We start from the raw sequence: 23,844 nt of genomic DNA, 5'->3' as shown, positions 1-23,844 counted from the left end.
TGCAAATGGTAACGATATATGCAAATTATGGGGAATCAAAGGTGAAGTTAACGTGGAAAAAAGATTGTACACTGCCAGAATACAAAAGAATCACGAGTGTTCACGGTTTTTGTTTTCATAGTAAAAAGGTTTTACTAATAGACCATGAGCAGCGTGGTTGGGACTTTCCTGGTGGGCATATAGAAGAAGGAGAGCTACCAGAAGAATGTTTTAAAAGAGAAGCGTGGGAAGAAGGTTATGTAAAAGGAGAATGTACTTTATTTGGATATATTATCGTTGACCATAGTGATAATCCAAATTGGAATGAAAATAGTCCGTATCCAAAAGTAGGGTATCAGCCGTTCTACCGGATGGAAATTAATGAAGTGCATAAGTTTGACGGTGAGTATGAATCCGATAAAAGGATGTTTGTTAGAGTAGAAGAGAGTGCAGCCTATCATTATAAATGGAATGAATTATATGATGAAATATTGAAGGAAGCCGTTGCAGTAAAATAAAATTATTTTTGTTATATTAAGGTGTTGGGAGGATTTCCCTTGTGTTTGTCAAATGATAGTAAAGTTGTCTTTTGAATTAAGGGAATATTCAGGGTATAAGGGTGAGGGAATGGACATTTCAGTAATCGCTGAACAACTAGTTAATGAGAAGGTTATTTCACATTATCCGAAAAGTATGAAAGTGTTGAACGGAGGAACTACAAGTACAGTATATTTGTTGGCCGCGAAATACGTTGTAAAGCTGAATGAATCAGAAGTGATACGTGAAGAAGCTGATTTTCTTTCTTTTTATGAAGGGAATACTTTATTTTCAAAGCTTTTGTATAAGGAACCTGTAAATAGATATATTGTGTATTCATTCCTCGAAGGGAGTACTTCGTGCGAACGTGGATATAAACGAATTACGCTTAGTATACTTGTAAAAGAAGCTATTAATAAGTATGAAATAGTTTCAGATATAGATGGGTGGGGATGGAAAGAAAGTCCGGTTCAATCTTGGAATGAATTTTTAACAACAAATGTGATAGAAGCTTATGAAAACCTAAAACCATATATAAGTGAGGAAGAGTATAGAACAGTTCTTAAGTTAGCAAATAATCCAAGTAGGGGGACTGGAATAAATCAGCCATTTTTATTGCATGGTGATCTTGGATTCCATAATTTTATATTTCAAGGAAATAAGCTGCATGGTGTAATTGATCCCTTACCAGTGTTAGGAGATCCTATATACGATTTAATCTATGCGTTCTGTTCAACCCCGGAAGATTTAACAAAAGAAACGATTAATTATGCGATAGAACAGTGTGTATTTCATAAAAAAGACCGTGATTTATATGAAGAAATAGTCATAGGACTATATTTGCGTATAGATACATGTTTAAGGCACCACCCGAAAGATTTAGAAGATTATTTAGCAGCTTGGCGTTATTGGATGGCCGAAATTGAGCCGACTGTATAGTACAAATATTTTGGGGGAGATAGTGAGATGAATGTTGCAGAAGCGAAAAAGGATTTAGCAATAAAAACGAAGAGAGGCTTACCAATTATATTAGCCGGCGTTTTATTTTGGATAGTTATGAGTATAACGGGCTTTGTTCTTTCGGAAAAACAAGTGGTGTGGGTATATTTAATCGGTATGGGATGTGTGTTTCCTTTCGGCTTAATGATAGCTGCTATATTGAAAATTGATATGTTTGCGAAAGGAAATCCGTTAGGGATTTTAGCAGGATTAATTGGTGGGATAAATGTATTAAATATTCCGCTTGTATTACTTGCCTATTTTCAATTTCCAGAATGGTTACCTTTTGTAGTAGCAATGTTAATAGGTGTGCATTTTATTCCGTACGTATGGATTTATGAAAGTAAAAGTTATGGTTTATTGTCAGTAGGGACTGTATTCGTAACGTCAGTTTGCGGGATTCTTTTTGCAGAAAAAGGATTTACTGTAATTCCATTATCGGTTACAGCTGTCTATTTACTTACTTTTATAAGTTTATTAATTGAAAATAAAAACGCAGATCATTATCAACAAAAATCAGCTTAATAAAAATATAGGGATAGGGGAAATGATTATGAAAAATTACGTTTGTACAACGTGTGGCGTGCAGTATGCAGCGAGTGTAGAAGAACCAGTGAGTTGTCATATTTGTGATGAAGAAAGGCAATATGTTAATCCGAAAGGGCAGTCTTGGACGACTTTAGAAAACTTGCAAACGAGTGATACATATAAAAATGAAATAATCGAAGAAGAAAATGGGCTTTATAGTATTACGACAAAACCAGGGTTTGCGATCGGTCAAACGGCATTTGTAGTGAAAACAGAATCATATCGTTTACTATGGGACTGCATTACTTATTTAGATGAAATGACAATTACGAAAATAAAAGAGCTTGGCGGATTAGATGCAATTGCATTGTCTCATCCTCATTATTATTCAACACAAGTAGAATGGGCAGAGACATTTGATGTACCAATTTATATACACGAAGATGATAAAGAGTGGGTGATGCGTCCGAGTAGTCGTATTATTTATTGGTCTGGTGAGTCTTTACAATTAGCTGATGGCTTGACCATTCATCGTTTAGGAGGTCATTTTAAAGGTGGTTCTGTCTTACATTGGGAAGAAGGTAATGATGGAAAAGGAATTTTGTTAACAGGTGATATTATTCAAGTTGTAGCAGATGAGCGATGGGTAAGCTTTATGTATAGCTATCCAAACTTAATTCCATTACCAGCGAGAAAAGTGGAAGAAATGGTGAATCGAGTGAAGCCGTTACAGTTTAATCGTTTATATAATGCTTTTCACCGAGTAGTAAAAGAAAATGCAAATGAGGCAGTTGAACGTTCTGCTGAAAGATATATGAAAGCGATAGAAGGAAAGTTGTTTCATACATAAAAGGAGAGTTAGCTTTATGAAAACGTTAGTATGCTTTGGAGATAGTATTACAGCTGATGAAACGTTTTTCAATGGAACGCCGAGGTTAACACCACGTTTGCAAGAGATGTTTCCGAATTGGGAAGTAGTGAATGCAGGTGTTCCAGGTGATAATACGTTCGACGCGTTACATAGAATTGAAGAAGATGTATTATCACATGAACCAGACTTTGTAACAGTTTTTCTTGGTACGAATGATGCAGTTTCTTTTGCTCAAGTCCCATTACAAGCATATAAAGAAAACTTAGAGAGAATTGTAAGCGCGATTTCACCAGAAAAAGTATTACTTATTAGTCCGGCGCCAGTTGATGAAGAAAGACAACGTAATAGAACAAATGAAATACTCGGCCAGTATGCAGAAGTTGTAGAGGAAGTAGCGAAGCAAACCGGGAGCCATTTTCTAAATTTGTATGCTGAGATGATTCAGGAAGAAAATTATAAAATATTCGTAGAAGATGAAGAAAAAGATGGCTTGCATTTTGGACTAGAAGGCTATGAGTATGTAGCGAAGTTAATTGGTGAAAAGTTAAAAGGGATTTTATAAAAAAGCAAAGCGATATCGCTTTGCTTTTCATCGTTTTTTTTTAGGTGGATCAATCTAGAAATGCTTGTTGCAATGCTTTTAGTCCATCGCTGTAGATGCCATGAAACAGATTAATTGCCTCTTCATCACTAACCCCTACAGGAGTGAAAGTACCAGACCACTCTACTAATGATGTGTTATTTTCAGTCCCTTCTTTAACCTGGATTGTGGATAGATAATTATTGACTGGGAATGGTGCATTCATAATTGAATACGTGTAGTAGCGTTCCTTATCATTGAATACTTCTAAGCGCTCTATAATCGTATCACCATCTGGATTAGCTAGATGACGTACGCGTCCACCTTCAGTTACTTTGCTGCTAGGTATATAAGGTAACCAGTCTGGAAGGGAGTTAAAACCTCCGATTAATTGCCATACTTGTTCAGGTGAAGCAAAAACTGTCATAGATGTAGTAGTATGTGCCATATTTATTAGACTCCTTTTTATCCCGCTATTTGCAGGGAAATAATCAGTGGGGGATGGCCCACTGATTAAAGTTTCACTTTATTTTACGTTGATTGGTAGTGGTGCATTAGGTGCTACTAGTTTTTGTTCGCGCATTTCTTCCCAGAATGCTGCTGGAATTACTGTGTTTAAGGCATTTTGGTCTTCTACAATTCGTTCCGGTTTACTTGCACCAGGAACAACGGCAGCAACTGCTGGGTTAGCTAGAGAAAATTGTAATGCAGCAGCTTTAATGCTAATTTCGTGACGATCTGCAAGAGCTTTGATTTTCTCAACTTTTGCAATGATTTCTGGTGATGCTTTTTGATATTCGAAGTGAGCACCTCCAGCAAGAATACCTGAGCTATATGGGCCACCAACAACAATATCCATATTATGCTTTACAGCTGCAGGCATTACTCGTTGTAAGGCACGCTCGTGGTCTAATAATGAATAACGGCCAGCTAACAAGGATATATTTGGCTGCGCTTCTTCTAAATCTAGCATAAGTTCAATTGATTCTACTTTGTTTACTCCAAGTCCCCAACCTTTAATGACTCCTTCTTCGCGTAAACGTGTTAGCGCACGGAATGCTCCTGTACGAGCCGTTTCAAATTGTGAAATCCACTCGTCGCCATAAAAGTCTTGTGCTAAATCATGAATGAAAACAAAGTCTAGACGATCTGTTTTTAAACGTTTCAAACTTTGCTCGATAGAACGAAGAGTTGCATCTGCGCTATAATCATTGATCATTTTATTTTTACGACCAAATTCGAAAAGTCCGCCTTTTTCACCTAAATCACGTGCAGATGGATCTTCTAGTTCATCTGAAATAGTTCGACCGACTTTTGTGCTTAAAAAGTAATCATCACGATTTCTGTTTGAAAGTGCTTCACCAAGACGAATCTCCGCTAAACCAGAACCATAAAGTGGAGCTGTATCAAAGTAACGAACGCCATTCTCCCAAGCAGCATCTACTGTAGCGATTGCTTCTTCTTCTGGGATATTACGGTACATATTACCTAGTGGTGCTGTACCAAAACCGATTTTTTCTTTTAGTAAATTACTCATTAAAGATATCCTCCTAAAATGTATTTGAAAATTAATTAATCATTGTGAATAGATGTGAAAATCAATACATGTCATTTCATCGTCTGACAAAATGCATGATAAAAATACTCACTTTAAAGTACAGGTACTAAAATGTAATTTCTAATACTACATGACTCACTCAACTCTTACAAATGCTATTATGAAATGTATTTTACATAATGAAAAGTACGTACTTTAAAGTGATATAGATACTAAAAAGTAATACAGGTACTTTTTGGTGCCGTACTACCCATCTGCTGTTTACGTATGCTATTATGAAACATGTTTAACAGGGTAAAAAGTACGTACTTTAAGGTGCTATAGATACTTAAAAGTAATATTTAAATCTTTAGCTTAATTGCCTTATAACATTATTAAAGGAGATTTTTATATGAAAACATACAATATTCCTGTAGAGGCGACTTTAGAGGTTATCGGTGGAAAGTGGAAAGTAGTTATCCTTTGTCATTTAAAGAAAGACAAAAAGAGAACGTGCGAATTAAAACAATTAATGTCTGGTATTACACAAAAGATGTTAACACAACAATTACGCGAATTAGAAGAAGATGGTGTAATTGAAAGAAAAGTGTATAATCAAGTACCGCCAAAAGTAGAGTATTCTTTAACGGATTACGGCCATTCTTTAGATTCTATACTCGATTCTCTTTGTAATTGGGGAGAAAATCATCTTGAAAAGAATGGGAACACGTCTATGCTCATAACAGCAGCAGAATAAAAAAGAAAAAAACGAACGGAAATACGTTCGTTTTTTTTGTTTTGTCATGTATATAGAGGGAGATTTTTTAGCGATATAATTACTTTTTTGTAATATAGGTACTTTTTTGTGCTGTAGGAACTAAAATGTGCCGTATAGAAAATTATGTAGTTTTACGCAACAATAAAGAGGGAATTTATAAAAAAGGAGAGGAGAACGCGTGAAACAATATAATATACCTATAGAAGCAACTTTAGAAATCATCGGGGGAAAGTGGAAGGTCGTCATTTTATGCCACTTAACGAAAGGAACGAAGCGAACGAGCGAGTTGCAACGTTTGATTCCTGAAATTTCTGTTAGAATGTTGACGCAGCAACTACGTGAGCTGGAAGAAGACGGTGTAATTACACGTGAAATTTACAAACAAATTCCGCCCCGAGTAGAATACTCCCTAACTGATTATGGGTGGTCTTTACAAAATGTGTTAAATCAATTAACTGCATGGGGAGAACGATGCATAGATAGAAAAAATACTACAGTTAAGTGAAATCTCTATATGTAATATTGAAAACCCCACCTAATGACGAGGTGGTGTTTTTCAGTATACAACTTTAGAAAGTTACAATGGTGAAAAGTAAGAATCTACACCAGATTAATAGCTGTTTTAGCAATGATGAATTTTTTATTTAATATATAATTTAAAAATCAAAACTATATACTTTTAGTAATAAAAATATATAATAAATGTAGAAACAGAAATTTATGAGCAAGGAAGTTGAAGAACATGACATTGACAATGGGCTTTATTGGATTTGGAAAATCAGCTAACCGTTATCACCTACCTTATGTAAAAATACGTGAAAATATAAAAGTAAAAACGATTTTTGCCCGCAATATTAATGAAGAATTAGCAGCTCCATATCAGAAAAAAGGTGTTTACTTCACCACTGATTTGGACGAATTGTTGAATGACAAAGAAATTCAAGTAGTGACGATCTGCACGCCAGCGCACACGCACTACGAATTGGCGAAAAAAGTTATACTTGCTGGAAAATCAGTTATCGTTGAAAAACCATTTTGCGATACAGTTGAACATGCTAAAGAATTATTAGCTATAGGCCGGGAAAAAGGTGTAGTAGTTATGCCTTACCAAAACCGCCGTTTTGATGGTGATTTCTTAGCTGTGAAGCAAGTTGTTGAACAAAGATTCCTTGGTGATATTGTTGAGGTTGAATCGCACATTGATTACTTCCGTCCAGGCTCAATCACTCACGAAGGTCCAAAAGAAGAAGGTTCATTCTACAGTTTAGGTATTCATACGATGGACCGCATGATTTCACTATTTGGCCGTCCGAATACGGTGACATACGATATTCGTAATAATGAAGTGGAAGGTGCGGTTGATAACTATTTCGATGTTGATCTACATTACGGAAATCAGCTGAAAATTAAACTGAAAACCAACCATGTTGTAGCGAAAGATTATCCACGCTTTATTGTTCATGGAACAAACGGATCATTTATTAAATACGGCGAAGATCAGCAGGAAAATGATCTGAAAGCGGGTGTTATGCCTGAGAGTGCGGGCTTTGGTGAAGATTCCCCGATGTACTATGGAGTTGCTAAATATCGCAACGCAAACGGTGACTGGATTGAAAAACAAATTAAAACGCCGCTTGGTGATTACGGTCGTTTCTATGATGCAGCGTATGAAACAATCGTAAATGGTGCACCAAAACTTGTGAAAGACGAAGAAGCAGTAACGAATATTGAAATTTTGGAAAACGGATTTGCTGCATTATCACCTTCAGTTTACAAACTTGAAGCTTTAAATTGGAACGAATAGAAGGTAGTTAAGCATAAAAGGAGGTAGGGAAGTGGCAAGTGGATCAACGCAAGTAAAATACCTCGGCATTTATCAAAAAATTAAACAGCAAATTTTAGACGCTGAATATAAAATTAACGAAAAAATCCCGAGTAGCCCTGTCCTTGCTGAAGAATTTGGCGTTTCAGTTCTTACTATTAAAAAGGCGCTGGACTTGCTAGTTAGAGACGGCTACATCATTCGCCGGCGCGGAAGTGGAACGGTGGTTCAAGATTGGCGTCAGCAGGAAAAGGCCCGAATGATTCAAACTTTAACAGGTACGAAAGCAGTTTACGGTAGTGAGGTAGAAAGTAAAGTTATCGAGTTTATGATTGTAGGTGCCGATGAAATAGTTGCTGAAAAATTGGGGGTTTCCGTTGGTGATTTTGTCTATAAAATCATTCGCCTCCGCATCATTCACAGCATTCCGACGATTATGGAGCATACATGGATGCCCATTTTGGTCATCCCAGGTGTTGAAGCTTCAGTTTTAGAGGAGTCGATATACTCGCACATTCAAAATAAACTAGGCCTTGAAGTAGGGACATCCGTTGTCAGGGTCAAAGGAATTCGCCCAGATGATAAAGAAAAGCAATTTATGAACTTAACAAATCAAGATTTTCTAATGAGAGTTGAACAAGTGGCCTACTTAACGGATGGACGCACTTTTGAGTACTCTTACGCCGATCATTTGCCGGAAACCTTTGAATTCGAAACAGTCATTACCGCAAAAAGTTATAAAGAGGCATAAAAAATAGGTTGGGGCAAGTATTGCTTCAACCTATTTTTATATCTTCAATATAGTAGGAACGATTATTATTCATCAGCTGTAATAAGCATGGACGTGTTCCCATTTTTTTCAAGGTGAACTTCTCCCCAACTGCAGAGGGAATCGAGTATCGCTCCTAAAGACGAACCGTAATCGGTTAAAGAATACTCTACTTTCGGTGGCACTTGGTCATATACTTTTCTTTGAATTACATCATCTTCTTCTAATTCACGTAATTGTTGTGTTAACATTTTTTGAGTAATACCAGGCATTAAACGTTTTAATTCGCTCGTTCTTTTTGTTCCTTTCTTTAAATGGCAAAGGATAACGACTTTCCACTTTCCACCAATAACTTCTAAAGTTGCTTCGACAGGAATATTATATGTCTTCATAAAAAACTCCTTTGATAAATTTAGATTACAGTTTTGGATTCACATACTAAAATTATTTCTTTTTAGTGCTTATAATACTTTAAAGTGCGTACTATTTATTGTGCTAAATATCGTTCATAATAACCGATGTAAGAGAGAAATAAGCAGAACGGCACTTGAAAATGCATACGTTACTTTTTAGTACCTATAATACTTTAAAGTGCGTACTTTTTATTTTGCTAAATATATTTCATAATAGCACATGTAAGTAAGAAATGAATAAAATGTATTTTGAAGTGCATTGGAAATTGGTTCGCCATAACGCTATGGGGAAATTCACACAAAAAATGATTAATTACTCCAAGACTTAACAGTTGATTAATCTTACTGTAATGTATAAAATTACAGTAAGATTTTTAAAAGTGAGTGGTCATCGTCTGTAAAATGTAGTTTCAATAATTTTATAAAAGAAGCATGAAAAGAAACGAAACATTGCCGAATAAATAAGATTACGTGTATTTGTTTCTGAACTGTAATCTTTTTTAATACATTTCAATAACAGATATTTAAAATGTACGTTTCATAAAGAAAATTAAAGGAGTGAGTGAAATATGGTGGTTTTATATACAACAGCAAGCTGTGGTTCATGTCGAAAAGCGAAAGCATGGCTTGAAGAGAATCAAATTGATTATACTGAAAAAAATATCGTTTCCAATTCTATGACAGTGGATGAACTTAAATCCATTCTTCGTTTAACTGAAGAGGGTGCTACTGAAATTATTTCAACTAGATCCAAAACTTTTCAAGACTTAAATATAAATATAGATGAGCTTTCGCTGAATGAATTTTATAAATTAATAATTGAGCATCCGCTAATGTTGCGTCGCCCAATTATGCTGGACGAGAAAAGATTACAGATTGGTTTTAATGACGAAGAAATTCGTAAATTTTTACCACGTAGCGTTCGAACATTCTTAAATATTGAACTGCAAAAGTTGGCTAATTAATAAGTAATAGTATGAAAGAGAAATTTTTTGAAAGGAGGAAACAGAAGGTGATAGAAGTATGCGTAACAGTTAATTATAAAGATAGAAACTATCAAACAAATGTTATTGTAAGTAAAGATACGGTGTGGACAAAAATTAAACAATTGGCAGAAGAACAAGTCAAAAAACAGTGGGATTTTTAAATTTGATTATTTAAAAAATGAAGTTGTAGGTTAGAGATTATAACTAAATCCAAGACTTTTCAGCAATTAAATATAAAAAAATTTGAAAGGAGGAAACAGAAAATGATAGAAGTATGCGTAACAGTTAATTATAACGATAGAAACTATCAAACAAATGTTATTGTAAGCAAAAATACGATATGGACAAAAATTAAACAGTTGGCAGAAGAACAAGTGAAGAAACAATGGAGCCTTTAAATGTATTTTTAACTTAAAAAGCTAAATGAAGTTATGGAATATAGGCGAGTTCGGATAGAATATAAAGGAATTTATTTTTTATGGTAAGAATTATTTATATATATTTTAACATTTGACCAACCTATCTGTAATATTTATGGCTACAGTATGTTAATATACGAGAAACAACATTTTTGATCATAGGAGGAAAACAATGAACAGCGACTTTACCTTGGCCATTCACAGTTTAACTTATTTAGCTTTACAGCCAGACCGGATGTCAACAAGTAGTGCTATTTCAGAAAGTGCAGGTGTTCATCCAGTACGCATTCGAAAAGTGCTAAGTTTGTTAAAAAAACATAAGTTCATACAATCAAAAGAGGGAACTGGTGGAGGTTTTATTTTCGCTCGTGATTTAAGTGAAGTTAATCTCTGGCATATTTATCAAATAACCTCTGAAGGTGCATTGCAGCCGAAGTGTCCGGAATCGAATGATCAGTGTGTTGTAGGATCGAACATGCGAAAAGTTCTTTTTGCCATTTTCTTAGGCGCGGAAGAGCATCTAGGTGAATACTTAAAGAATTATACAATGAAAGAAGTTGTTGATCTTATTAATCAAGAACGTTAAGCGGCTTAAAGATTATATAGCCGTGAGTTCTTAATACTTAAATGTAATGAAAAATATTACAGTTCGATTTCGTTCTTATATCTTTTATATCGTCACAAAAAATATTTATAAGAAGGTGAAAAATTATGATGTCAAATAATAATCAAGTTTTAAAAGTAGGAGATTGGGTTCGTGGAATATCAAATGAGGGTGAATTCATAGTTGGTTACATTGTATCCCTTGATAAAGTGGAAGATGTAGTTACAGTTAGCATTGTGAAACGTGACGACAAGTACACAATAAACGAAGCGATTTTACTCTTTAGTAAACACGTTAACAAACTCCCTGAATCAAAGGTAATCAATAAGGAGCAAATTCTTTATCTTATAGATCTAGCATTATTAACAGGGGATGAAGAATGGTTTATTGAGCTTTCTTCAAAATTAAACTCGATAAAAGAGCTAGTTAATGGGGGAGTTTAAAAATTATAATAAATATGATATCTATTTGTATTTTTAAGTTTCTGTAAAATCAATCCTTTGGTTTTAAATAGTTCCATTCATCAAATATTATCTATCATCAATAGCTTAGATGTGTAAAGTCATTTCACTGCCAATAACGAAAATTATGTAAATAAGCTGTCCAAATGGGCAGCTTATTGTAATTAGTCACGTCTAAATGGACCTTTTGGAGCAATTAGCTCTAAATTAGTACCATCTGGATCACGGAAGTAGGCAACACCTGTACCAAATCCAGATTTCAAGCCATCATCTTCTTGGAAGACAATAGGTTCTCCATCTGGTTCTATTCCAATTGCTTTTAGACGTTCTACAGCGGCATCGATATCTTCTACTTCAAAACAAAGATGCATCGCACTAATTTGATCATTTGAGTAAGAGGCTTTATCTGATTTAGGGACAACGTATTCTAGAATGTCGATATTCAAATTGTCTAAGTGTAGGTTGGCATATTTAATACGAGTATCTTCAAGTCCTTGGGTTTGCGCCATTCTCTTTCCGCCATTCTCTTTCCGCCAATTTCATCGATGTTTGATATTTTCTTACCTGTTAATGCTTCATAAAAAACGATAGATTTTTCTAAATTACTTACTGTAATTCCCACGTGATTTACTTGTGAGAATCCTGCTGTTTTTTCACTCATTTTTGTTGCCTCCTATTTTTAGGTGGTGTAGTGTATTTGTTTCACCAATCTTTTACTGTAATTAAAATGAGCCTTTAGTAGGAGTTCTATTCTAAGTCGTTTGTAACAACACACGAGAAATATAAGAGTGTTTTTTGATCGGAAAAGAATCTAGTATCGGCTAGATTCTTTTTATTTTTCATTTGTCTTGATACAAAAATTTGATGAATTTGAATTACAGCCATTAAGCAAAAAAGTTTGATATGAAAAATATTATTCTTTAGTACATACATTTTTAAGATGTTAAATATATTTCATAATAGTCTCTGTAAGATAGGGATAAGTAGAATAGTACTTTTTATAACTTTGAATATCATTCATAATAGCACCAGTAAGAAGAAAACAAGCTTTACGGTACTAGTTACCAACGGTGTTACAGCATTTTATTCAGAATCAGATTGATTGAAAGGTTGTACTATATGGCCTAATAATTTCAGGGAAATGTCGGTTGGCATAAAACAATTATGGAGGTTAAAGATATGAGTACTTCAAATTTGAATGAAATAAGTAAACAAATTTTAAAAGAGGAGGAAACACTTCAATTTTCCTCTTTTACAAATGAAGATGCCTTGCAAATAGGTTTATTTATCGTTGAAACAGCAAAGCGAGAGGGGAAATTGATTGCTGTTGATATAACGAAAAATGGTGTGCAATTATTTCATTTTAAGATGACAGGGACAACTGAGGAAAATACGAAATGGATTGAGCGTAAAAAACGAGTCGTTTCTTTGCATAATCATAGTTCGTATTATATGCAGATACAAAGTGAAATAACTGGAATCTCTTATAATGAAAAATATCTTTTAGATACTTCGGAATACGCTGCGTTTGGTGGATGCTTTCCTATCCAAATAAAAAACGTAGGGGTTATTGGGATGATAACAGTCTCAGGATTACCACCAGAAGTAGATCATGAATTGGTTATAAGAGCAGTTAAAAATCATTTAAACCAGTAGTTGTAGTTAATGAATAAATAATAAATTTTAGGGGGCAATACTATGCCATTAATTGAGCTAAATACTTGGCCGACCATGTCAACAGAAGAAAAAAAGGAATTCATTTATAATGTAACTGAACTTACAACAAAACTATTAAAAATTGTCCCTGACAAAATTCAAGTGTTGATAACTGAACTTGAGAAAGAAAATTGGGGGAAAGCTGGGGCTGTAGCAAGTGATGCTACCTTTGCTGAGAAAAGTAGGGTGTCCAATTGGGAGACAAAAGAGTCTTACGATACACCGGGTCGTAACGTTGATGGAATGGCTATTATTAAGATTGATATATGGAATACATTTGATCAAGATACAAAGGATAAGTGGGTAAACGAACTTACACAAGTGACATCTAAATATACTCATGCACCTATGGATAAAGTGCTAATTCTTATTCGTGAAATGATTCCAGGAAACTGGGGACAAAGTGGTGTAACGGGAGCTAATGCAGATTTCCTTTCCAAAAGTCGTACATTTTAATGATTAAATAAAAAGGCAAAAATGAACATATTTCTGTTCGTTTTTGCCTTTTTTGATATTTGTCTGCGGTAATGAATATAATCCTTTATATTTTTAAGCAATATCCTCTAAAGTTGCCTCTATCGGAAAAGTGTATTTCTTTATATGAAAGCCTTCCTCGTGGAATGTAGATTTCAATTTTTGAGCAAAATAAGCTAGGTTATGTAAATGTTACTTTTTAGTACCTATAGTACTTTAAAGTACGTACTTTTTATTATGTTAAATATCATTCATAATAGCACATGTGAGAGGGAAACAAGCTTTATGGTACTAGTAATTAACTATGTTACTTTTTAGTACCTACAGCACTTTAAAGTACGTACTATTCATTATGTTAAATGTATTTCATAATAGTACATGCAAGAGAAAAGTAAGAAGTACGGTACTAAAAAATGCCTATCGTACTTTAAAGTGCGTTCTTTAAAAAGAGAATGAAACCATTCATAATAGCGTTTGTAGAGATTAAATATATTTTTTGAAAGATAAAAAGGCTTTTTTATCGCACTATTATGATAGGAATTATAGGGAATAGGGGAAACTCAATTGAATTCATATACAGCATCGTCTTCAGAATTTCAGACGAATCGAAGAAGTATATTTGCGCTATTAGCGCTAGCAATTAGTGCGTTCGGGATTGGGACAACTGAATTTGTTAGTGTCGGTTTATTACCATCTATTTCGGAAGATTTACATGTGTCGGTTACAACAGCTGGTTTAACAGTTTCTTTATATGCGTTAGGCGTAGCGTTTGGTGCTCCAGTATTAACGTCGTTAACAGCTAATATGTCACGAAAAACGTTATTAATGTGGATTATGGTTATTTTCATTATTGGTAACGGAATTGCAGCTGTCGCAACAAGTTTCACTGTATTACTTATTGCGCGAATTGTGTCTGCGCTTTCGCATGGTGTGTTTATGTCAATTGGTTCAACGATTGCTGCGGCACTTGTACCAGAAAATAAACGTGCTAGCGCGATTGCAATTATGTTTACGGGCGTAACAGTTGCGACTATTATAGGGGCACCAATTGGAACATTTATTGGTCAACAATTTGGCTGGAGAACATCATTTTTAGCAATTGTAGTAATTGGAATTATTGCCTTAATCGCAAATAGTATTCTCATTCCATCGAATATGAAAAAAGGTACGTCTGTATCATTCCGCGATCAATTTAAATTGATTACGAATGGAAGACTGTTACTAGTTTTCATCATTACTGCATTAGGATATGGGGGGACATTCGTAACATTTACGTATTTATCTCCGTTATTACAAGAGGTAACAGGATTTAAAGCAAATACGGTTACTATCATTTTATTAGTGTATGGAATCGCCATTGCGATAGGGAATGTGATTGGCGGGAAATTATCGAATCATAATCCAATTCGAGCGCTATTTTACATGTTCTTTATTCAAGCGATTATATTATTTGTTTTAACATTTACAGCACCATTTAAGGTAGCTGGGTTAATCACAATTATTTTCATGGGACTATTCGCATTTATGAATGTTCCAGGGTTACAAGTATATGTCGTAATGTTAGCTGAACGATTTGTACCGAGTGCTGTCGATGTTGCATCGGCAATTAATATTGCGGCGTTTAATGCTGGGATTGCTCTTGGTGCTTATTTAGGCGGTATTGTAACGAACTCGTTAGGGTTAATTCATACGGCTTGGGTAGGCGGCATTATGGTAGTAGGTGCTGTTATTTTAACAGCATGGAGTATGACATTAGAAAAAAGAGATCAAGCAAAATAAAAGGAGAGAAAATAAAATGAAAAACTTACAAAGTAAAACAGTATTAAATAATGGTGTAGAAATGCCTTGGTTCGGTTTAGGTGTATTTAAAGTAGAAGAAGGACCAGAACTTGTAGAAGCAATTAAATCAGCGATTAAAGCAGGATACCGCAGCATCGATACAGCGGCGATTTACGGAAATGAAACAGCTGTAGGTGAAGGCATCCGTGCTGGTATTGAAGCGACTGGAATTTCCAGAGAAGAATTATTTATCACTTCAAAAGTATGGAACGCAGATCAAGGATATGAAGAAACAATTGCTGCATATGAAGAGAGCTTAAAAAAATTAAAACTAGATTATTTAGATCTATATCTTGTTCACTGGCCTGTAGAAGGAAAATATAAAGATACGTGGAGAGCGTTAGAAACACTTTATAAAGAAAAGCGCGTACGTGCAATTGGTGTAAGTAACTTCCAAATCCATCACTTGCAAGATGTAATAAAAGATGCTGAAATTAAGCCAATGATTAACCAAGTGGAATACCATCCACGTTTAACGCAAAAAGAATTACAAGCTTTCTGTAAAGAACAAGGTATTCAAATGGAAGCATGGTCACCGCTAATGCAAGGTCAATTATTAGATAATGAAACATTACAAGCAATTGCTGATAAACACGGTAAAACAACAGCGCAAGTTATCCTACGTTGGGACTTACAAAATGGAGTTATTACAATTCCAAAATCAACGAAAGAACACCGTATTATTGCAAACGCTGATGTATTTAACTTTGAATTAACGAAAGAAGATATGGAAAAAATCGATGCGTTAAATCAAAATCACCGCGTCGGTCCAGATCCTGATAACTTTGATTTCTAATAGAAATGAGTAAAAAGAGTGCAAAAAGTTGCACTCTTTTTTTATAGTTTCTATTCAATAAAGTGTTTCTGTTTATGACTTTTGAATTGTTTTAGGCTATGTGGAAAACTGATTTTAAAATAGTATAAAGTTTGACATAAAATAATGCATTCTATAATATGTATGCTATAGCATGTATATTATAAGTTGTTTGGAGGTGGCATATGGGCTTATATGATTTAACAGGATATCTTGTTCATCGTACTGATGTGAAGTTAACAAATTATATAATGTAAGTTATTAATCACATATTCCTTATAAAATTCATCATTTATATGCTATAGCATATAAATGTCTTTTCTTAACTTGTAATGTTCAAAATTTAAATAATATAGTAGAAAATTTATGAAACAAGGAGATTTTAATTATGGAAAAATTCATATTAGCGTTTGATAGAGAGCTTGTAATTGCAGAAAAAAAAGACTCAACATGGAGCGTTCAATCGCAGTTTGTAGGTGCTAATCCAGTTGCGTTAGCTTTAGATCCATACGACCCAGAAAGAATGTATTGTGGTACTTTTGATAGGGGGTTATGGAGAAGCAAAGATGGAGGAAGTTCATGGGAAGCGATTGGGACTTTACCTTCTTTTGGTGAAGTGTTCCCAGCTAATGCTATTCATATGAGAGCTATTACAGCAGTTTCTGTATCTCCAGAGAAGGGTGATGACGGTAACGGGATCGTATATGTAGGAACTGAACCGAGCGCCATGTTTGTATCCAAAAATGGAGGAGACAGTTTTGAATTGCTAACGGATTATCGACAAATGCCATCGTATTCATCATGGTTCTTTCCTCAAAGAACATATACGCACCACGTAAAACATATTGAAATTGATGCTAATAATCCAGAAACTATTTATACAACGATTGAGGTTGGGGGATTAATTAAAAGTGTAGATGGCGGTATGACGTGGACTGAGGAAAAAGAGGGGAACTATCCTCAAGATATTCATATTCTTAAATCGCATCGCAATGCTCCAAATCGTTTATACGGGGTGTTAGGTGATTCATTCTTGAAAGAACCAGGTCAAGAATATGCGGAGAGTAATGATGGAGGTAAGACTTGGAACTATATGTGTAGTGGGTTAAAGCATCATTACGCATATCAAATGGCAGTTAACCCAAATGATCCAGAAAATATTATTATCGCAACATCTTCAAATCCACACGTAGCGCATGATTACAATAATGGAAATTGTGAATCATTTATTTATAAGAAAGAAAAAGATCAACCTTGGGCAGAAATGAATGCAGGTTTACCAACTCCTAAAGGCACAATCATACCAGTATTAAAGGCAACAAGTGATGGAACGTTTTATCTGTTTAGCAATAAAGGAGTGTATCAGTCAGTAGACGGTGGTTCAAATTGGACATCATTAGAGATTCCTTGGGAGAATAGATTTATGGAACAACATCCTTATGAGATGTTAATTATTAAATAAGCAATGAGTATAGTTTTTACTACTATTCATTAAGAATGGTTAGTTGAATTTAAATTAAAAATGTAAAAAGCCAGGTAATGGGTTATTCATGCCACCTGGCTTTTTTGCTGGTTAAAGTTATATTTGTGTAAATATGAAACACGCAGGATATATTAATAGAGAATGGATAAAATAGTATCGAATGATCACTAGATTGTATCAATGATGTTATAAGACGTTTTTTAGGTGAACTGAAGTGGTTTAAATGAAGCGGTTTAGTTAGATTCAGTATGAATGGCAAATTGGTGTTATGGAGTTCAATGATTCAAAAATGAACTCATTTAAACGCATATTATCTTCGAAATGTATCATTTTGAAGGATATTAGAACTCAGGAGGAAATGAATCATGACAAAAGATTTCTATACTGCACTGAAAGAAAGACGTACTTACTATGGAATTAATAAAGAGGTACAAGTATCAGATGAAAAAATTAAAGAAATCGTGGAGTTTGCTGTGAAACATACTCCATCAGCTTTCAATTCTCAAACTGCGCGATTAGTTGTATTATTTGGTGAAGCTCATAATAAATTATGGGATATTACAACTGAAACATTAAGAAAAGTAGTTGGAGATGGAGATTTTTCAGGAACGCAACAAAAAATGGATTCCTTTAAAGCTGGTTATGGAACAGTACTATTCTTTGAAGATGAGGCTATCGTTAAATCGCTTCAAGAAAAATTTGCTGCATATTCTGAAAACTTTCCAATTTGGTCACACCAAGCATCAGGTATGCATCAATTAGTCGTGTGGACAGGTTTAGAAGCAGAGGGATTAGGGGCATCTTTACAACATTATAATCCATTAATTGATGATGAGGTAAAACAAGAATGGAATGTTCCTGCTAATTGGAAACTAATTGCACAAATGCCATTTGGTAATCCAACAGCTGCACCAGGAGAAAAAGAATTCCAACCGCTTGAAGAGCGTGTGAAATTTCATAAGTAATATTCAAATGTAATAATACGGTCTAGTTATAGTAGAGTTATTCGCTCTATTTAGGGATAGGGACATGCTATTGGTGAAATCCGAAAAAACACTATTATATTTTTAAAAAGAACAAGGCGATCATTTTTGATCGCCTTGTTTAACATTTGTACAATTAATCTACGCATTAAGCTTAATAAGCTAAACAGCATGAATCATTATTTATATTATCGAGTTATAGTTACCAAACGTTATTCAACACTATTTTACCTATTGCTTTATTCGACTCCAAATGATCATGTGCTTGTGCAACTTCATCAAACGTAAATGATTTAGAATTTAGCAGTGGGCGAAGTTTTCCTTCTTCTACTATTTGCGTTAGTTTAGTTAAAATTTCCCCGCAAGCGTCACGTTTATCTGTATGTAATATTTTTAACGCCATAAAAGTAACGTGCAGAGTAAGTCCTTTTGCGTGTAAAGGAGAGAGGTCATGGGTTGAACGAGCTGCAATTGTTACGACAGTTCCATTGACTGCGGCAGCTTCAAAAGAATGATCAAGATTTTTGCCACCTACCGTATCAAATATAACTTCAAATCCGTTGCCATTCGTATGTTTTTGAACATATTCTTGAACAGATTCTTCTTTATAATTAATAGCTATGTCGGCTCCTAGACGATGGGCTATTTCAATTTTGTTCTGCTGAGAAGCTGTTGTAAAAACTTTAGCACCTGCCCATTTAGCTAGTTGAATGGCAACGTGTCCCACGCCACCAGTAGCTCCATGAATGAGAACATTTTGACCAGGTTTAATATTTGCACGATCAAATAAAGATTCCCAAGCTGTAATTGCAACTAATGGCAAGACAGCTGCTTCTTCCATTGTTAAATTGTTAGGTTTGTGAGCAATCAGTCGTGCATCAGCAAGCATAAATTCTGCAAGTGCCCCACCAGTTTCTTTAAAACCTCCGGCACAACCGTATACTTCATCCCCAGATTTGAATTTTGAAACACCTTCTCCTACTTCAATAACAATACCAGCTACATCTCCGTGTAATATAGCTGGAAACTCAGGGGCGACTGCTGAAACGGTACCACTACGCATTTTAGTATCGATTGGATTTACACTTGTTGCCTTTACATGGATTAGAACATGACCTGGTAAAAGTTTCGGTTTTGAAACTTCCTCTAATTGAAATACAGATGAATCCCCAAAAGAATGGATAATTTGTGCTTTCATTGTTTATTACCTCCTGTTCGTGGTTATAGCATAGCAAAGCACAAAAAATAAGTATAATATTTTGAATTTGGCTAGTGAGAATCTTATATAAAGAAGAGGAAAGTGTGTGAAATGATGTAACGCACTTGCAAAAGCAACTGTAAAGCTTTTTGAAGAAAGGATAGATGTTATTTTTTACAGCATGATTTATTAATTACGTTTATCCCGCTATTCGCCGGGCAGTAAGACCCCCACCTCAAAATTCAGCGGAAGCAAAGAAGTTATGTGGGGGTCAGGCCGCCTGTAAAAGCCCGATTGGTGAGGGCTAATAATCAGTGGGGGATGAACAAAACCCCAACTGATTAAAGTTTCACTTTATTATTACTCACTTAGTATAGGTACTTAAAAGTGCCTACATCACTTTAAAGTACGTACTGTTATTCATGTTATGACCGATTTATAATAACACTCGTAGCACAAAGTTATAACGATTATGTTTGGGGTAATACGATTACCATCGGCAACAAGGTGTACAGTATTGTTTGTGAATTTTGGAAAAAATACCGAAAGTAAAGAAAATTATAGATTTATATGAATGAAGGAAAGTGAGTGAAACACATGGAAAAGTTTGCGAATCATTTTGGATATAATCGTATGTTTGCGAAAAATCAACTTACGTTAGGAGTTCACATTCCGATTGAAAATTATCAGTTTCATGCACCAACAATGGAAAAACAAGTAGAACTGGTACAAAAAGCGGAACAATATGGTTTTACAGGCGTATGGCTTCGAGATGTTTTGCTGCAAGACCCTGACTTTGGCGATCCTGCAACAGGTCAAATTTACGATATGATGATTTATTTGACGTATTTAGCAAGCAAAACAGAGAAAATCGCATTTGGAACGTCGGCAACTGTATTATCACTTCGTCATCCATTGCGTGTGGCGAAAGAAATTGCGACATTGGATCAACTATTTCCAGAAAGAATTATGCTCGGCGTTTCATCCGGTGACCGACGTGCCGATTTTAAAGCGTTAGGTGTTAGTCATGAAACAAGAGGTGAAAAGTTTAGAGAAGCGTTTGCTTACTTGGAAGAGATTTTGTATAAAAACTTCCCATCTATCCAGTCGACACTAGGAGAAGTGCATGGTGCAAATTTAGTTCCAAAACCGTCTAAGCATGTTCCAACCTTTATTACAGGTTTTAGTCAGCAAAATATGGAATGGTTCGCTGAACATGGAGATGGATGGATGTATTATCCACGTAGTCCGGTACATCAGGCGGCAGCAATTGGACAATGGAGAGAACTAGTAGAGGATTATCATCCAGATGTATTCAAACCATTTATACAGCCGATGCATTTAGACTTATCTGAAGATCCAAATGAACGCCCTACACCAATCCGTTTAGGTTACCGTACAGGACGTAAGGCACTAATTGAATTGCTTGATATATACCGAAGTATTGGTGTGAATCACTTATTCCTTGCTCTATTTGATGGTAAACGCCCGGCTGACGAAGTATTGGATGAGCTAGGAGAAGAAGTACTACCTCATTTCCCTGCATTGTAAAGGAGTGGAAAGAATGAAAGCAATAGGACTTATGCAATATGGAGATAAAAATGTATTACAAGAGATGGAAATGAACAAGTAATGGATTCAATGACATTTCTTTTATTCGGAGCGACGGGGGATTTAGCGAAACGAAAAATTTACCCTGCTTTATACAAACTATTTAGTAATCAAAATATACCGCAATCTATTTCTATTATCGGTATTGGCAGAAGGGTAATGTCAGATGTGGAATTTCAAACAAAGGTAGAACAATCTCTTGCTACATTTTCTAGAGTATCTACTGATGACGAATCAGGAGTAGAAGAATTTATTAGCACATTTCGTTATTGTCAATTAGATAAAGCGAATATAGAGGACTATCAAGATTTGTTGAGTCTTGTAAAGAGGCGTGAAACAGAATTAAACATTCCTAAAAACCGCATGTTTTACCTATCTGTTGTACCAGAAGTATTTGATGTAATTGCTTTAAATATTAAGGAAAGTGGATTGTGGGCCACAAAAGGATTGAAAGGTCTTATTATAGAGAAGCCTTTTGGTCATAGTTTAAAATCTGTTCGCGAGTTAAATACAAAGTTAATTAAAGATTTTGATGAAACTGATATTTATTGTATTGATCATTATCTTTGAACATGAATGGTAACTAGGAATACACAAAAAAAGTATTACGAAATAAAAAATCTTTAATTCAAGACATATTTATTGACGGTCATAATTTATGTAGTTAATATACTAGATATAAGGTTATTTAATTACTAAAAGTAATTAGATAAATATTTTTTTGTTGGGTCTAATAAATAAGTAAAATGCAGTAGAAATGCTTTGAATTGCCACTATTAATATTGGGGACAATGAGAGAGCGAAAGGTATAAAAAGAATTGGAATTAGATAACTCTTTGTTTTTTATAAAAACAGGAAGTATAAGAGTATGAGCTTTTGTACAATTCATTTTTAGTATATTGACCAGGATTATACAACAAGAGGGGGACTAAAATTGGAATCAATGACCTTTGTTTTATTTGGAGCGACAGGGGACTTAGCGAAACGAAAAATTTACCCCGCGCTATATAACTTATATAGAGATCAAAAGCTTCCAAAGCAAATATCCGTTATCGGGCTTGGAAGACGCCAAGTATCTCATGAAGATTTTCAAGAAAGAATAAAAGAATCAATAGAGACGTTTTCTCGTCAGAGGGAAGAAGGTACTCCGGAACTCGAAGGTTTTTTAGATAATTTCCGCTATTGTCCATTAGATGTGAGTAAGCCGGAAGACTATGAGAGATTATTACAAGTCGTTCGTGAAAGGGAAGAAGAACTACATATAAAAGGTAATAGAATGTTCTATCTTTCCGTTGCACCTGAATTTTTCGAGACAATTGCTTTAAATATTAAGGAAAGCGGACTTGATAAAACGGATGGATGGAAACGCCTAATGATTGAGAAACCGTTTGGGCACGACCTTACATCTGCTCGTGAGCTTAATGATAAACTTAGTCGCACGTTTGAAGAAGACGAGATATACCGTATTGATCATTATTTAGGTAAGCCGATGATTCAAAACCTTGAAGCATTAGAATTTGCAAATCCTGTTCTCCAATCGATTTGGAATAAAGAACATATAGCGAATGTACAAATCACAGCGAGTGAAACAGTTGGGGTTGAAGAAAGAGCAGGATATTATGATCGTGCAGGAGCTATTCGTGATATGGTTCAAAATCATATGTTACAAATATTAATGATGACTGCTATGAATCTGCCGGAAAAAATTAACGCATGTGAAATTCGAGAGGAAAAACGAAAGGTAATGGAGACGCTTCGTAAAGTGAAAAAAGAAGACGTTCAGAACCATATTATTCGTGGACAATACTCTTCAGGAGAGATAAAAGGCGGGCAAGTTGTAGCATATAAAGAGGAGCCGGGAGTAAATCCTTCTTCTAATATAGACACATTTATTGCTGCTCGCTTATGGATCGATAATCCATTTTGGACTGGCGTTCCATTTTATATACGAACAGGCAAACGAATGAAAGAAAAGTCTACTCGTATTGTAATCGAATTTAAAAATACGTTAAAACAGCAATATCAAGATAATAATCCAAATGCAGAACCTAACTTATTAATAATTGAAATTAGCCCAGGTGAGAATGTTTCATTACAGTTAAATAGTAAAAATCCATTGAAAAATGGAGAAATTGAACCAATCCGTATTAACTTTACTTGTGAGCAAGCGGATGTGGGAGTACCTGAAGCGTATGAAAGACTCATTCATGATGCTGTGAGTGGAGACGCTACATTCTTTGCACATTGGAGAGAAGTTGAATTGTCATGGGAATGGGTACAACCAATTCTTGAAGCATTCGAGGAAAACTTATTGCCACTTCATGAATATGAGTCGGGTTCATATGGTCCAGATGCGTCTAATGAACTATTGCAAGAAAGTGGATTTAAATGGTGGTTAGATCAAGAAACGGAAAAATAAGTACTTTCTTTAATGAAAGCATTT

The 23,844-nt window shown here is 34.9% G+C and carries 27 protein-coding genes and 2 pseudogenes; 24 read left to right on the top strand and 5 right to left on the bottom strand.

Annotated features, from left to right (window positions below):
• Positions 1–5 precede the first annotated feature (5 nt).
• Genes JDS80_RS06800 through JDS80_RS06780 form a run of 5 tightly spaced genes read left to right on the top strand, consistent with a single transcriptional unit; the run spans position 6 to position 3,476 of the window.
• Positions 6–497, top strand: coding sequence for an NUDIX hydrolase (locus tag JDS80_RS06800; protein ID WP_071747514.1), 492 nt, complete (start codon positions 6–8; stop codon positions 495–497).
• 52 nt (positions 498–549) lie between these two features.
• Positions 550–1,455 carry a phosphotransferase gene (locus JDS80_RS06795; protein WP_199637613.1) on the top strand — a complete coding sequence of 302 codons (906 nt, stop codon included), beginning with the start codon at positions 550–552 and terminating at the stop codon, positions 1,453–1,455.
• Between the two features lie 27 nt (positions 1,456–1,482).
• On the top strand, positions 1,483–2,040 hold the full coding sequence (locus JDS80_RS06790) for a DUF7010 family protein (RefSeq protein ID WP_071771907.1): 558 nt from the start codon (positions 1,483–1,485) through the stop codon (positions 2,038–2,040).
• 28 nt (positions 2,041–2,068) lie between these two features.
• On the top strand, positions 2,069–2,893 hold the full coding sequence (locus JDS80_RS06785; RefSeq protein ID WP_071747501.1) for an MBL fold metallo-hydrolase: 825 nt from the start codon (positions 2,069–2,071) through the stop codon (positions 2,891–2,893).
• 16 nt (positions 2,894–2,909) lie between these two features.
• Complete coding sequence (locus JDS80_RS06780; RefSeq protein WP_071747500.1) at positions 2,910–3,476, top strand: SGNH/GDSL hydrolase family protein; 567 nt, start codon at positions 2,910–2,912, stop codon at positions 3,474–3,476.
• 49 nt (positions 3,477–3,525) lie between these two features.
• Here JDS80_RS06780 and JDS80_RS06775 read toward each other — a convergent pair whose 3' ends face one another.
• Entirely contained in the window at positions 3,526–3,942 is a 417-nt protein-coding gene (locus tag JDS80_RS06775) for an SRPBCC family protein (protein ID WP_098888720.1), read from the bottom strand.
• Positions 3,943–4,020: 78 nt separating this feature from the next.
• On the bottom strand, positions 4,021–5,031 hold the full coding sequence (locus tag JDS80_RS06770) for an aldo/keto reductase (RefSeq protein WP_199637611.1): 1,011 nt from the start codon (positions 5,029–5,031) through the stop codon (positions 4,021–4,023).
• Between the two features lie 412 nt (positions 5,032–5,443).
• Here JDS80_RS06770 and JDS80_RS06765 point away from each other — a divergent pair, with 412 nt between their 5' ends.
• From JDS80_RS06765 to JDS80_RS06750, 4 genes are all read left to right on the top strand, one after another.
• Positions 5,444–5,788: a winged helix-turn-helix transcriptional regulator gene (locus tag JDS80_RS06765; RefSeq protein WP_000860819.1), complete on the top strand. Its 345-nt coding sequence runs from the start codon at positions 5,444–5,446 to the stop codon at positions 5,786–5,788.
• A gap of 199 nt (positions 5,789–5,987) precedes the next feature.
• The gene (locus JDS80_RS06760) at positions 5,988–6,314 is read left to right on the top strand and encodes a winged helix-turn-helix transcriptional regulator (RefSeq protein WP_071747496.1); all 327 of its coding nucleotides are present in this window, start codon (positions 5,988–5,990) and stop codon (positions 6,312–6,314) included.
• Positions 6,315–6,551: 237 nt separating this feature from the next.
• Positions 6,552–7,613, top strand: a complete 1,062-nt coding sequence (locus JDS80_RS06755; protein ID WP_199637609.1) for an oxidoreductase — start codon at positions 6,552–6,554, stop codon at positions 7,611–7,613.
• A 31-nt stretch (positions 7,614–7,644) separates the two neighbouring features.
• Entirely contained in the window at positions 7,645–8,382 is a 738-nt protein-coding gene (locus JDS80_RS06750) for a UTRA domain-containing protein (protein ID WP_199637607.1), read from the top strand.
• A gap of 65 nt (positions 8,383–8,447) precedes the next feature.
• On the opposite strand, the gene JDS80_RS06745 is transcribed toward JDS80_RS06750, so the two are convergent.
• Complete coding sequence (locus JDS80_RS06745; protein WP_061131035.1) at positions 8,448–8,792, bottom strand: winged helix-turn-helix transcriptional regulator; 345 nt, start codon at positions 8,790–8,792, stop codon at positions 8,448–8,450.
• Positions 8,793–9,382: 590 nt separating this feature from the next.
• Between JDS80_RS06745 and spxA the strand changes: the two genes are divergently transcribed.
• The 5 genes from spxA (at position 9,383) to JDS80_RS06720 (ending at position 11,265) form a co-directional block, all read left to right on the top strand.
• Positions 9,383–9,778 carry a transcriptional regulator SpxA gene (gene spxA / locus JDS80_RS06740; RefSeq protein ID WP_000261180.1) on the top strand — a complete coding sequence of 132 codons (396 nt, stop codon included), beginning with the start codon at positions 9,383–9,385 and terminating at the stop codon, positions 9,776–9,778.
• A gap of 47 nt (positions 9,779–9,825) precedes the next feature.
• A complete protein-coding gene (locus JDS80_RS06735; RefSeq protein ID WP_000573519.1) occupies positions 9,826–9,960 on the top strand; it encodes a BA3454 family stress response protein in 135 nt (44 codons plus the stop codon).
• A 102-nt stretch (positions 9,961–10,062) separates the two neighbouring features.
• Positions 10,063–10,197 (top strand): BA3454 family stress response protein, encoded by a 135-nt coding sequence (locus JDS80_RS06730; RefSeq protein ID WP_071747492.1) that lies wholly within the window; start codon positions 10,063–10,065, stop codon positions 10,195–10,197.
• A gap of 193 nt (positions 10,198–10,390) precedes the next feature.
• Entirely contained in the window at positions 10,391–10,804 is a 414-nt protein-coding gene (saiR, locus tag JDS80_RS06725; protein ID WP_071747491.1) for an Rrf2-family transcriptional regulator SaiR, read from the top strand.
• Between the two features lie 125 nt (positions 10,805–10,929).
• Positions 10,930–11,265, top strand: coding sequence for an IDEAL domain-containing protein (locus tag JDS80_RS06720; RefSeq protein ID WP_071747490.1), 336 nt, complete (start codon positions 10,930–10,932; stop codon positions 11,263–11,265).
• A gap of 182 nt (positions 11,266–11,447) precedes the next feature.
• On the opposite strand, the pseudogene JDS80_RS06715 reads toward JDS80_RS06720, so the two are convergent.
• A pseudogene (locus JDS80_RS06715) lies at positions 11,448–11,944 on the bottom strand (VOC family protein).
• Positions 11,945–12,462: 518 nt separating this feature from the next.
• Between JDS80_RS06715 and JDS80_RS06710 the strand changes: the two are divergent.
• From JDS80_RS06710 to JDS80_RS06685, 6 genes are all read left to right on the top strand, one after another.
• Positions 12,463–12,939, top strand: coding sequence for a heme-degrading domain-containing protein (locus tag JDS80_RS06710; RefSeq protein ID WP_242477347.1), 477 nt, complete (start codon positions 12,463–12,465; stop codon positions 12,937–12,939).
• Positions 12,940–12,981: 42 nt separating this feature from the next.
• Positions 12,982–13,455: a tautomerase family protein gene (locus JDS80_RS06705; protein WP_071747487.1), complete on the top strand. Its 474-nt coding sequence runs from the start codon at positions 12,982–12,984 to the stop codon at positions 13,453–13,455.
• Positions 13,456–14,037: 582 nt separating this feature from the next.
• Positions 14,038–15,252, top strand: a complete 1,215-nt coding sequence (locus tag JDS80_RS06700) for an MFS transporter (protein ID WP_199637603.1) — start codon at positions 14,038–14,040, stop codon at positions 15,250–15,252.
• A 16-nt stretch (positions 15,253–15,268) separates the two neighbouring features.
• Entirely contained in the window at positions 15,269–16,108 is an 840-nt protein-coding gene (locus tag JDS80_RS06695; protein WP_199637601.1) for an aldo/keto reductase, read from the top strand.
• Positions 16,109–16,514: 406 nt separating this feature from the next.
• On the top strand, positions 16,515–17,588 hold the full coding sequence (locus JDS80_RS06690; RefSeq protein ID WP_199637599.1) for a WD40/YVTN/BNR-like repeat-containing protein: 1,074 nt from the start codon (positions 16,515–16,517) through the stop codon (positions 17,586–17,588).
• Positions 17,589–17,974: 386 nt separating this feature from the next.
• Complete coding sequence (locus JDS80_RS06685; RefSeq protein ID WP_199637597.1) at positions 17,975–18,574, top strand: nitroreductase family protein; 600 nt, start codon at positions 17,975–17,977, stop codon at positions 18,572–18,574.
• Between the two features lie 220 nt (positions 18,575–18,794).
• On the opposite strand, the gene JDS80_RS06680 is transcribed toward JDS80_RS06685, so the two are convergent.
• Complete coding sequence (locus tag JDS80_RS06680; RefSeq protein WP_098888726.1) at positions 18,795–19,790, bottom strand: zinc-dependent alcohol dehydrogenase family protein; 996 nt, start codon at positions 19,788–19,790, stop codon at positions 18,795–18,797.
• Between the two features lie 240 nt (positions 19,791–20,030).
• Here JDS80_RS06680 and JDS80_RS32095 point away from each other — a divergent pair.
• The 4 genes and pseudogenes from JDS80_RS32095 (at position 20,031) to zwf (ending at position 23,820) form a co-directional block, all read left to right on the top strand.
• Positions 20,031–20,232 (top strand): annotated as a pseudogene (locus tag JDS80_RS32095) (hypothetical protein).
• Positions 20,233–20,387: 155 nt separating this feature from the next.
• Positions 20,388–21,341, top strand: a complete 954-nt coding sequence (locus JDS80_RS06675) for an LLM class oxidoreductase (protein WP_071747481.1) — start codon at positions 20,388–20,390, stop codon at positions 21,339–21,341.
• 81 nt (positions 21,342–21,422) lie between these two features.
• Positions 21,423–21,971 carry a glucose-6-phosphate dehydrogenase gene (locus JDS80_RS06670; RefSeq protein ID WP_199637595.1) on the top strand — a complete coding sequence of 183 codons (549 nt, stop codon included), beginning with the start codon at positions 21,423–21,425 and terminating at the stop codon, positions 21,969–21,971.
• Between the two features lie 364 nt (positions 21,972–22,335).
• A complete protein-coding gene (gene zwf / locus JDS80_RS06665; RefSeq protein ID WP_199637593.1) occupies positions 22,336–23,820 on the top strand; it encodes a glucose-6-phosphate dehydrogenase in 1,485 nt (494 codons plus the stop codon).
• Positions 23,821–23,844: the final 24 nt, after the last annotated feature.

It is taken from the genome of Bacillus cereus group sp. N8, from assembly GCF_016483685.1.
GTDB classification, from domain to species: domain Bacteria; phylum Bacillota; class Bacilli; order Bacillales; family Bacillaceae_G; genus Bacillus_A; species Bacillus_A proteolyticus.
The sequence above is the reverse complement of the archived record's forward strand: the minus strand, read 5'-3'. Positions and strand labels throughout refer to the sequence as shown.